The organism is Streptomyces sp. NPDC079167 (assembly GCF_040686735.1).
Classification (GTDB): Bacteria; Actinomycetota; Actinomycetes; order Streptomycetales; family Streptomycetaceae; genus Streptomyces.
Genome location: NZ_JBFBLO010000001.1, coordinates 105313 through 115718, shown reverse-complemented (window position 1 = coordinate 115718; position 10406 = coordinate 105313). Strand labels below are relative to the sequence as shown.

Sequence of the window (10406 nt, the reverse complement as noted above, 5' to 3'; positions counted from 1 at the left end):
CCCGACGCTCCGACGGCCGGTCCCGGCTCCCGCCTCCGTGGCGGAAGCCGGGACCGGCCGTTCCGGTGCTCACTTGTGCGGGCGGCGGGATCACGCGAAGCTGAATCCGTACACGTGCGTGCACGCTGTACACGTATGCGTACCCGTACCCGTACCCGCGATCAGGAGCGCTTGATGCCGCAGATCACCGTCGACTACTCCGCCGAGCTCGACGAAAGCTTCGACCGGCGCGGTTTCGCCCTCGCCCTGCACCCGCTCGTCGCCGAGACCGTCTCCACGAAGGTCCCCGCCTGCAAGACCCGCTTCCACCGGGCCGAGGACTTCGTCGCCGGTGACGCCGCCGCGGGCGACTGCGTCGTCAACGTCTCCATCGCGATGCTTCCCGGCCGGACCCCCGAGATCAAGGCGCAGCTGACGGAGGCCGTCCTGAAGCTGCTGTCCGGGCATCTGAAGCCGGTCGACGGCCTCACCGTCCACGCGTCCGCCGAGGTGCGGGACCTGGACGCGTCCTACCGCAAGGACTGAGGAAGCCGCTGCGGCGGGACGGCCGGTGCGGCGGGGGCCAGGACCGAGAGCCTGGACAGCAGTTCGCCGAACGGGCCGTCCGCCGGCTCCTGCGCGAAGACGCGCAGCATGACGCCGGCCATCTCCTGGTCGTACGCGGCGCTGACCGACGCCAGCGCCGCGAAGTCGTGCACCAGCTGCAACTCCAGCTCCGCGCGCGGAACGCGCTTCCCGTCGAGCCAGAGCAGCGCCGTCGACTCGGCCAGCGACACCCAGGACCGCACCACGAGCTCCAGCCTGGCCGGCGGGTGCGGGACGCCGAGATGCGCGACGATCTGCTCGTACGCCGCCTGCCGCACCCCGTCCACCAGGGCGTCGGCCGTGGAGGAACCACGCGCCGGGCCACCCCGCATCAGCGCGGCGAAGCCCGGCCCGTGCTCCTCGACGAAGTCGAAGAACCGGCGCATCACCCGGAGCAGTCGAGCCCCCAGGGGCCCTTCGTGCGCCTCCAGGAAGCGGCCCGCCAGTTCGTCGGCGGCCCGCTTCAGCGCCGCCTCGTACAGGCTGCGCTTGCCGGGGAAGTAGTGGTAGACGAGCGGGCGCGAGATGCCGGCCGCCGCGGCGATCTCGTCGATGGACACATCGTCGGGGGAGCGGCTGCTGAACAACTCCAGTGCGACACCGATCAACTGGGCCCTGCGCTCGTCGACGCCCATCCTGCGTCGCACCCCGGTCGTCATGCCGAACAGCCTAACGGGACAGGGCAAGTGACCTGCGCCTGCCCGCCTCCGGCCTCAGTGCAGCGAGCCCACCCGGCTGCCGTCCGCGAGCAGCCCGTCCAGCCGGGGGCGGACGCCCTCCCTGGCGGGCAGTGCCAGCAGCCGCCCCTGCGTCCTGCCCCGCACACCTCCGGACGCGGTCAGGGCCGCGAACTGCCGTGAGCCGGCCGCCAGTACGTACCACCGGCCGCCGTCCGACTTCCAGAGCACGCCCGCCAGCACCCGGGGCCTGCGTATCCCGCAGTCCGGCGAGTCCTCGGCACGGGCCGCGACCGCCGCCGGCGTCCCGGCGCCCCCCGAGACCTCGGGCGGTGCCTGGAACTGGGCCAGAACCCTGCTTCCCGTGCCCCGCCAGGTGTCCGCCCTGGTGCAGAACCACAGGGCGTCGCCCTCTCCCTCCGGCAGCCGCTGCTTCGCGTACCGCCAGGAGTTCACCGACCGAACGCCGTTGGACCGCACCGCCGGCAGCAGACAGGCCGAGCGCGCCCAGCTCTCCCGCTCGGCCCGGCCCGCCACGTCGTGCGGGGCCGACGGCGCACCGGAGGTGAGGCGTACGGGAGTCAGTTCGCCGAGATCCGTCATCAGACGTGCCGCGGTGCCGTCCCGCATCTCCAGGGCCTGCCAGGAACGGCAGTCGGCCCGGCCCCCCTCCCCGGTCTCCGGCAGGGTCACCGGGTCCGTCACCCCATGACGGTCACGGGCCAGCGGCCGGGCCGCCTCGTGCGGCGCGAGCAGATCACGTACGCCGACGTCCCGGACCCAGGGCGCGGTCAGATAGCGGATCCGGCCCGCCCGCCGCTGGACCACCAGGGCGCTCGCGGCCACCGCGTCCGCGCCGTCCACCCGGGCGAAGTCCAGTGCGGCGCCCCCGGACGGATCGGCGTTCCGGGGCTCGGCGTAGCGCACGACGCGCAGGCCGTCGTGGAACAGCGCCACGGCCGCCCGGCCCACCTCGCCCGCGTAGAGCAGCTGCGGCGGCCCCATCGGCGGCCCGTCGGGCGTCCCCGGCGTCGCCGACGCGGCCACCGCCGGGCCGGGGCGCGCCCACGCGGCGAGGGCGCGGCCCAGCAGACCGGTGTCCCCGGCCCGGTCGCCGCGCGTCGGCCAGACCGTGAAGTCCCTGCGCGTGGAGCCCTGCCAGAGCCCGCCGGGCACCCTGCGCAACTCGGTGGGATCCAGGGCCTGCTGGGCGGTGTGGTTGCGTGAGTAGAGCGGCGCGGAAGAGGCGTCGGGACCGCCCAGGCCGTCCCCGGGCATCAGTACCAGAGTCCCGCAGACCAGCAGGGCGCCCGCACCGGCCAGGAGCGCCCGCCCGCGCCGCCGCCGGCGGACCGGATCGGTCGGCCTGACCTGGAGCGAGCACGGGTCGAACTCCGGGGAGGCCAGCAGGGCGTGGGGCGCCGTGAACGCGTCGGCCTCCAGCAGCGCCGCCCGGGGGTCGTCGACACCCGCCGCCTCCAGGACTTGGCACACCTCGGAGTCGTCGAGCCCTTCGAGCCCCCGCAGCACATGCGCCGCCCGGCAGGGCCCCGACGTCTCGGCCAGCGCCTGCTCCAGGGCCAGCTCGTCCGCGCCGCAGGAGTGCGGGAACAGCCGCAGCCCCCACACCATCGGCACCAGCGGCGGGAACTGCGTCCGCCGAGGCCGGCCGAACCGGAGCAACGGCAGCCCCGCCTCCAGCGCGGAACGCAGCACCCGCAGACGTACGTACGCGTACGCGCTCCCCGGATCTCCGCCCTGCCCGCCGGCCAGGGCCCGCTGGACCAGCCAGTGGGCCGACAGCACCCGCCGGTTACGGCCGAGCGAGGGCGCCAGCACGAGATACGCGAGCCGCACCAGCCGGGCGTAGTGCTCGGCCGGCGCGGCCTCGGCCCGTTCCCCGGCGGACCGCTCCGCATACGGGCGGCCGGCGGACGGCGGTACTGCTCGCAGTGGGGGCATGTTCAGCTGAACGAGCGAATGGTGCGATGGTCACTCCGGCGCGCGCTCCGGAGCGGGTTGTGCGGGCAGCGCCGGGCCGCCCTGCCCGCCGGCCGTGCGGTCAGCCCCGGTCGAGGTAGGCCAGGACCGCGAGCACGCGCCGGTTGTCGTCGTCCGAGACGGGCAGGCCGAGCTTGCCGAAGATGTTCGAGGTGTGCTTGGCCACCGCCCGCTCCGTGACCACCAGTTGCGACGCGATCGCCACGTTCGAACGGCCCTGCGCCATCAGCTCCATCACCTCGCGCTCACGGGGCGTCAGGCCGCCCATCGGCTCGTCCGCCGAACGCCGCGACAGCAGCTGCGAGATGACCTGAGGATCCATCGCCGTACCCCCCGCGGCGACCCGCCGCACGGCGTCGATGAACTGGTCGGCGTCGAACACCCGGTCCTTCAGCAGATAGCCGATGCCGCCGTTGCCGTCGGCCAGGAGCTCCCGGGCGTACAGCTGTTCCACGTGCTGCGACAGGACGAGGACCGGCAGCCCGGGTCTGTGGCGGCGGGCGGCCAGCGCGCACTGGAGGCCCTCGTCCGTGTGGGACGGCGGGAGCCGGACGTCGACGACGGCGACGTCCGGCTCCAGCTCGGCCAGGGCCCGGGTCAGTTCGGGCCCGGACTCGACCGCCGCCGCGATCTCGAAATCGTAGGCTTCCAGCATGCGCACGAGGCCGTCGCGGAGCAGGAAGAGATCTTCGGCTAGGACAACGCGCAAGGGATCTCCATGGTCACCATGGTGGGGCCGCCCGCAGGACTGCTGACGGCCAGGACGCCGTCGAATGTACCCAGCCGGCGTTCGACTCCGCTCAGTCCCGAGCCCGTTCCGACGGTCGCCCCGCCCTTGCCGTTGTCCGTGACGGAGATCCGCAGCATGCCATCGGAGTGGTGCATGTCCACCCAGACGCGGTCGGCGCCGGAGTGCTTCACCGCGTTCGTCAGGATCTCGCTCACCGCGAAGTACGCCGCCGACTCGACCGGCGCCTCCGCCCGGCCGCCTAGCTCCACGGTGACCTCCGACGGGATCGGCAGCCGCAGGGCCAGCGCCTTCACGGCGTCCCCGAGCCCGCGTTCGGCGAGCACCGGCGGGTGGATGCCCCGTACGAGGTCACGCAGCTCGGTCAGGGCCTCCGCGGAGGACGTGCGGGCCATCGCCAGCAGCTTCTTCGCCTCCGCCGGATCCTTCTCGACGAGCGCCTCGATGGTGCCGAGGTTCATGCCCATGGCGACCAGCCGGGCCTGCGCCCCGTCGTGCAGGTCCCGCTCGATGCGCCGCAGTTCGGACGCCGCCGTGTCCACGGCCTCGTGCCGGGTCTCGGTGAGCCGGTCGATGCGCTGCGCGAGCTCCTCCGGGGTGGGCGAGAGCGCCGACCGGGCGAGCACGAAGTGCAGGCGCAGCAGGGGCTTGCTCGCGAACAGCCCGACATGGAAGATCGCGACGCCGAGCGCCGCCGCGGCCAGGGCCGACATCTGACCGCTGACCGGCACGAATCCGTACCAGTACGTGCCGTCGTCGAAGGCCCGCCACAGTCCCGCCGCCAGTGCGAGCCCCTCCAGCGGGTAGACCAGCAGGGCGTAGGCGAGGACCAGCAGGACGAACCCCGCCGTCATGTCGATCAGCAGCCACCGGAGATCCCGCCAGGTGGCGGGGTCCTTCAGCAGCAGGGTGGTGCGCTCGACCTGGCCGGTGAACCCGGAGCGCACGTCCTTCGGGAACGGCCGGTAGGGCACCGGGATGCGGATGTCCGACCAGCTCGCCGCGAGCAGCCGGCGCTGGTTGGCGTGCTTGCGCACGGCTGCCATGACCCACGGAGTGGTGACCAGCCCCAGCCCGATCACGACGAGGGTGATCGAGAGGACCGACAGGACGAAGAGGATGACCGAGCCCACGATGCTCGCGAAGGAGAGGACGAATGCCCTCCCTTGGGCGAGCATCGCGGTCCGTACCCGCCTCTGTGCCGACTTCATGGTGGTGTCTCCCCTCGCCGGGTCCACATCGGATCCCGTTCGGCACCCAGTCTCGCCTGTGCGCAAGGGGCGCCGTCAGCCGTTCCGACACCCGGCCGGGGGTGTACCTGGCACCACCGTCGGAACGGCGGAAGGCCCCGGGGAGGGGAGAACCCGGGGCCTCCTGGACGAGCGGTGTGCGATCAGGGCGTGTACTTGTAGCCCACGCGCCGCACGGTCTGGATCGACCGGCGGTGCTCGGCGCCCAGCTTGCGGCGCAGCCGGGCCACGTGGACGTCGACGGTGCGCCCGTCGCCCACGTGCCCGTAACCCCAGACCGTCGTCACCAGCTGGTCCCGGGTGTGCACCCGGTGCGGCTGCGCCACCAGGTGTGCCAGCAGCTCGAACTCCAGGTAGGTGAGATCGAGGGCGACGCCGTCCACGGCGGCGGTGCGCCGCGTCGAGTCGATCCGCACGGGGCCGTCGGCCGGGGCGTCGGTCACCGCCGGCTCCGGAACGAACGCCCCGTTCCGGGCGGAGGCCATGGCCCCGGCCGCAACGGGCTGCTGGTCGGCGGGCACGAGCACCAGGTAACCGACCATCGGAGGCCGGCCCGGCAGGGCCGGCAGCGTGTGCTGGGGCGCGGGCAGCCAGGTGGCGCCCGGCGGCAGGAAGCCGGCGAGGTCCGAGAGCTCGACGACCTCGTCACGGTCGACGGCACGCAGCCGGTGTCGGCCGGGGGAGAGGGTGTTACGGGCGTCGGTGGTGGCCGCAGCGGACGCCGCGGTGACGGCGGAAGCGGTGGAGAAGGTACGGGTGTTCGCCATGAGGGTCAGCTCTTTCGCGCGAGGAGTCGTCCAGGACGTACGTCGTGCGCGCGGGCCGAAGGCCGGGGTGATGCGGCTTTAGAGGGCCTGCGCGTTCCACGCGCGGCAACACACCCGGTCGAAGTCATGGTGCTGACGGGAGGGCCAGAACGGCTCGAGGTCGCTGCGACCCGACGCGGTGTGCTGGAAGCTGGCCATGTCCCCATTGAAGCAGAGATTGCGGCCGCGCAGGAGAGTCCTCCCACCCGTCGGTACGGGCCGCCGTGTCGGCTTCCTCACGCTCCCCTCCCGCACCGGCCGGGCACGCCGAAGGGGCGCCCGCGAGCGGACGCCCCTTCGTGCCGGACCGGTGACGGATCAGACCTGGCCGGCCTTCTCCAGCGCGGTGCAGCAGGTGTCGACGATCAGCCGCGTGACCACGTACGGGTCGACGTTGGCGTTGGGGCGACGGTCCTCGATGTAGCCTTTCTGGTCCTGCTCGACCTGCCACGGGATGCGGACCGAGGCGCCGCGGTCGGAGACGCCGTAGCTGTACTCGTTCCACGGGGCGGTCTCGTGCAGGCCGGTGAGACGGTCGTCGATGCCCGCGCCGTAGTTCTTGACGTGGTCCATCGGCTTCGATCCCTCACCGAGCGACTCCGCCGCGGTGATGATCGCCTCGTAGCCCTCGCGCATCGCCTTCGTGGAGAAGTTGGTGTGCGCGCCCGCGCCGTTCCAGTCGCCCTTGACCGGCTTCGGGTCCAGGGTCGCGGAGACGTCGAAGTCCTCGGCGGTGCGGTAGAGCAGCCAGCGGGCGATCCACAGGTGGTCGGAGACCTCCAGCGGCGAGACCGGACCGACCTGGAACTCCCACTGGCCGGGCATGACCTCGGCGTTGATGCCGGAGATCGCGAGGCCCGCCTTCAGGCAGTTGTCGAGGTGCTTCTCGACGATCTCGCGGCCGAAGATCTCGTCGGAGCCCACACCGCAGTAGTAGCCGCCCTGCGCGGCCGGGAAGCCGCCCTCGGGGAAGCCGAGCGGACGGTGTCCGTCGAAGAAGGTGTACTCCTGCTCGATGCCGAAGATGGGCTCCTGGCCCGCGAACTGCTCGGCGACCGGACGCAGCGAGGCACGGGTGTTGGACTCGTGCGGAGTCATGTCGATGTGGAAGACCTCGCACAGGACGAGGATGTCGTCACCGCCGCGGATCGGGTCCGGACACGCGAAGACCGGCTTCAGGACCCGGTCGGAGGCGTGGCCCTCGGCCTGGTTGGTGCTCGAACCGTCGAAGCCCCAGATGGGCAGGTCCGCCACGGCCTTCGAAGGGCTCCCGGCCATGATCTTCGTCTTGGAACGAAGCTTGGCGGTCGGCTCGGTGCCGTCGATCCAGATGTACTCAGCCTTGAACGTCACGGACGCCATCCTTTGCGGGTGCTGCGGTCTATGGTGCGCAGCTTCGCAAGGCGCGATTTCCCGACCGTTGCCCGAATGTGAACCCCGTGTTACCGAGGTTTCGCGAAGACACCCGACGCCAGGTCCCCGCCGCCCGGTGCCGTCTCACCCAGCGGCGTACTGGATACGTTCCGCGCCGGCGGCCCGCCCCGGGCAGACTGGCGGTATGACCACTCACCAGGATTCCGCCGCGCCGCTGCGGGTCGGCCTCGTCGGTGCGGGCCCCTGGGCGCGCCTCACCCACGCCCCCGCCCTCGCCGCCCACCCCGCCGCCGTGCTGAGCGGCGTATGGGGGCGCCGCCCCGAAGCGGCGGACGCGCTCGCCGCCGCCCACGGAGCCGAGGCGTACACCGGCGAGGCGGGCATCGACGCGCTCCTGGCCGCGAGCGACGCGGTGGCGTTCGCCGTGCCGCCGGACGTCCAGGCGACCCTGGCCGCGCGCGCCGCCGAGGCCGGCTGCCACCTCCTGCTGGACAAGCCGGTCGCCACCACCGTGGCGGGTGCACGCGCGGTCGCCGACGCCGCCGAGCGGGCACGGGTCGCCTCCGTGGTCTTCTGCACCCTGAGGTTCGCCGAGGGCACGGCCGGGTGGATCGCCGAACAGGCCGCGGCAGGCGGCTGGTTCACGGCACGCGCCCTGTGGATGGGCGCGCTGTTCGCCCCGGGCGCGAGCAGCGAGTTCGGCGCCTCGCCCTGGCGCCGCGAGAAGGGCGGCCTCTGGGACGTGGGCCCGCACGCGCTCTCGGTCCTGATCCCGGTCCTGGGCGATGTGACGGAGGTGGTCGCGGCCCGTGGCCCGGCCGACGCCACCCATCTGCTGCTGCGCCACACCTCCGGCGCGTCGAGCACGGTGACGCTCGCCCTGGGCGCACCGGAACGCGCGGCCGGCACCGAGGTCGAATTCCGGGGCGAGCGGGGCGTGTCCGCCCTGCCGACGGGAGGCGGCGACGCGCTCGGCGCGTTCGGTGCGGCCGTGGACGCGCTGGCCGACGCGGCGCGTACGGGAGTGGCGCACCCCTGCGACGTACGGTTCGGGCTGCGGCTCACCGAGGTGCTCGCGCAGGCGGAGGAAGCGGTGGGGCGGGCCTGATCCGCTCGTCATGTCCCAGGAGCAGGTCTGGACGGCCGGTTGTGGTGCCGGCGTCCGGACCATGCGGGGCCGGGCGCCGGAACCCTAAGGCCGCTCGGCCAGTGCCGTGTGCGCCTCCTGGAGGAAGCGCCGGACGGCCGCGGCTTCCCGGTCGTCGAAGGTACGCAGCAGGTCGGCCATGCGGGCCAGAGGAGCCCCGAAGAACTCCTGCCCCCGCTCGACCGCCCGCGCGTCGACCGCGAGCAGCACCCGGCGGCGGTCGCGGGCGTCCCGGGTGCGGGTGAGGTGGCCGAGGCGCTCCAGCCGGTCGATGAGCGCGGTGGTCCCCGCGGAGTTGAGCCCCAGCTGGGCCCCGAGCCGGCCCGCGGTCACCGGCGTCCCCGAACGGGCTGCGTCGAGCAGGCAGATCAAGGCGCGTACGTCGGTGGGGTGCATCCCGTTCCGGGTGGCGAACTCCGCCTGTCGCAGGCTGAATTCGACCGAAACCCGGCGCAGCAGATGGACTGTGGCCATCTCCGGCCCGTCTTCATCGGTCATTCCCCTATTTTATCTCGCTGAGCGAGATAAAATAAGAACGCAGGAGGTATCCATGACGCACGCATCCCGCCCCGTCCCACCGGGCTTCCTCGCCGCGTACGACGAAGTCCTGGCCGCCGACTGGCCCGCCGGGACGTCCTCGTCCCTGATCCCGACCCCGTACGGCGCGACGCACGTCAACAGCTGCGGGCCCGAGGGCGCACCGCCCCTGGTCCTGCTGCCCGGCGGCGGCGCCACCTCCACCGTGTGGTCGTCCCAGGCGGCCCACCTGGGACGCGCCCACCGCGTCCACGCGGTGGATCTCGTCGGCGAGCCGGGCCGCAGCACACCGGGGGAGCGCCCGCTCCGCTCGGCGGCCGGGCTGACGGCGTGGCTCGACGCCCTGCTGGACGGCCTGGGCGCGGAATCCGCCGCGCTCTGCGGCCACTCGTACGGCGGCTGGATCGCCCTGCGGTACGCCCTGCACGCGCCCCGGCGCGTGAGCCGGCTCGTCCTGGTGGACCCGACCGGGTGCTTCGCCGGCTTCCGGCCCGGCTATCTGCTGCACGCCCTGCCGATGCTGCTGCGCCCCACGGTCCGCCGCACCCGCGCGTTCCTGGCCTGGGAGACGGGAGGCGCACCCCTGAGCTCCGCCTGGACGCGGCTGCGGGACGAGGCGGTGGCCTTCCCCTCCGCCCGCCCGGTCACCGGGCCGAGGCCCTCGCCCGAGGAGCTGCGGAGCCTGGACGTGGAGACGCTCGTCGTGCTCGCCGAGGACAGCCGCGCCCACGACGCGGGACGCGTCGCTGCCTCGGCCGGCCGGCTGCTCCCGCACGCCCGGACGGTGACGGTCGGGGGAGCCACCCACCACTCCATGCCGCTGGGCGCCCCCGGGGCGGCCGCGATCAGCCGCCACATCGAGGCATTCCTCAGCGCCCCAGCGCGTCCCGTACCGCCTCGTCCGTCCGCGCCACCACGGCCGAACCGTCCTGCGCGGTGATGATCGGACGCTGGATCAGCTTCGGGTGTCCGGCCAGCGCCGCGATCCACCGCTCGCGCGAACCGGCGTCCCTCGGCCACTCCCCGACCCCGAGCTCCTTGGCCTCCGCCTCCTGGGTCCGGGTGATGTCCCACGGCTCCAGTCCGAGACGGTCGAGCACGGCCCGGATCTCCTCGGGTGAGGGCACGTCCTCCAGATAGCGGCGGACCGTGTAATCGGCGCCCTCCGCGTCGAGCAGGCTGATCGCGCTGCGGCATTTGGAACAGGCGGGATTGATCCAGATCTCCATGGGGCCCAGGGTACGGGAGGGGCCCCGAAAACCCCTCTGGCCAGGGCTGATT

At 73.2% G+C, this 10406-nt stretch carries 11 protein-coding genes; 3 read left to right on the top strand and 8 right to left on the bottom strand.

Features of this window, described 5'->3' with window-relative positions; translation table 11 throughout:
- Positions 1 to 174: 174 nt before the first annotated feature.
- A complete protein-coding gene (locus AB0P41_RS00545; RefSeq protein WP_356707382.1) occupies positions 175 to 525 on the top strand; it encodes a 5-carboxymethyl-2-hydroxymuconate Delta-isomerase in 351 nt (116 codons plus the stop codon).
- On the opposite strand, the gene AB0P41_RS00540 is transcribed toward AB0P41_RS00545, so the two are convergent.
- From AB0P41_RS00540 to glnII, 6 genes are all read right to left on the bottom strand, one after another.
- Positions 510 to 1244 (bottom strand): TetR/AcrR family transcriptional regulator, encoded by a 735-nt coding sequence (locus tag AB0P41_RS00540; RefSeq protein ID WP_356707381.1) that lies wholly within the window; start codon positions 1242 to 1244, stop codon positions 510 to 512. The two genes, AB0P41_RS00545 and AB0P41_RS00540, sit on opposite strands and share 16 nt — an antisense overlap.
- Positions 1245 to 1298: 54 nt before the next feature.
- On the bottom strand, positions 1299 to 3224 hold the full coding sequence (locus AB0P41_RS00535) for a hypothetical protein (protein ID WP_365929188.1): 1926 nt from the start codon (positions 3222 to 3224) through the stop codon (positions 1299 to 1301).
- 100 nt (positions 3225 to 3324) lie between these two features.
- The gene (locus AB0P41_RS00530; protein ID WP_356707379.1) at positions 3325 to 3972 is read right to left on the bottom strand and encodes a response regulator transcription factor; all 648 of its coding nucleotides are present in this window, start codon (positions 3970 to 3972) and stop codon (positions 3325 to 3327) included.
- A complete protein-coding gene (locus AB0P41_RS00525) occupies positions 3957 to 5222 on the bottom strand; it encodes a sensor domain-containing protein (protein ID WP_356707378.1) in 1266 nt (421 codons plus the stop codon). The genes AB0P41_RS00530 and AB0P41_RS00525 overlap by 16 nt, the downstream gene beginning before the upstream one ends.
- A 182-nt stretch (positions 5223 to 5404) precedes the next feature.
- Positions 5405 to 6028 (bottom strand): winged helix-turn-helix domain-containing protein, encoded by a 624-nt coding sequence (locus AB0P41_RS00520; protein WP_365929186.1) that lies wholly within the window; start codon positions 6026 to 6028, stop codon positions 5405 to 5407.
- A gap of 357 nt (positions 6029 to 6385) precedes the next feature.
- Positions 6386 to 7420 carry a glutamine synthetase gene (gene glnII, locus AB0P41_RS00515; protein WP_356707376.1) on the bottom strand — a complete coding sequence of 345 codons (1035 nt, stop codon included), beginning with the start codon at positions 7418 to 7420 and terminating at the stop codon, positions 6386 to 6388.
- Between the two features lie 205 nt (positions 7421 to 7625).
- Here glnII and AB0P41_RS00510 point away from each other — a divergent pair, with 205 nt between their 5' ends.
- Positions 7626 to 8549 carry a Gfo/Idh/MocA family oxidoreductase gene (locus tag AB0P41_RS00510; protein WP_356707375.1) on the top strand — a complete coding sequence of 308 codons (924 nt, stop codon included), beginning with the start codon at positions 7626 to 7628 and terminating at the stop codon, positions 8547 to 8549.
- Between the two features lie 84 nt (positions 8550 to 8633).
- On the opposite strand, the gene AB0P41_RS00505 is transcribed toward AB0P41_RS00510, so the two are convergent.
- Entirely contained in the window at positions 8634 to 9086 is a 453-nt protein-coding gene (locus AB0P41_RS00505; RefSeq protein WP_365929184.1) for a MarR family transcriptional regulator, read from the bottom strand.
- A gap of 52 nt (positions 9087 to 9138) precedes the next feature.
- Here AB0P41_RS00505 and AB0P41_RS00500 point away from each other — a divergent pair, with 52 nt between their 5' ends.
- Complete coding sequence (locus AB0P41_RS00500; RefSeq protein WP_365929182.1) at positions 9139 to 10065, top strand: alpha/beta hydrolase; 927 nt, start codon at positions 9139 to 9141, stop codon at positions 10063 to 10065.
- On the opposite strand, the gene AB0P41_RS00495 is transcribed toward AB0P41_RS00500, so the two are convergent.
- Entirely contained in the window at positions 9995 to 10354 is a 360-nt protein-coding gene (locus tag AB0P41_RS00495) for an arsenate reductase family protein (RefSeq protein WP_356707372.1), read from the bottom strand. The two genes, AB0P41_RS00500 and AB0P41_RS00495, sit on opposite strands and share 71 nt — an antisense overlap.
- Positions 10355 to 10406: the final 52 nt, after the last annotated feature.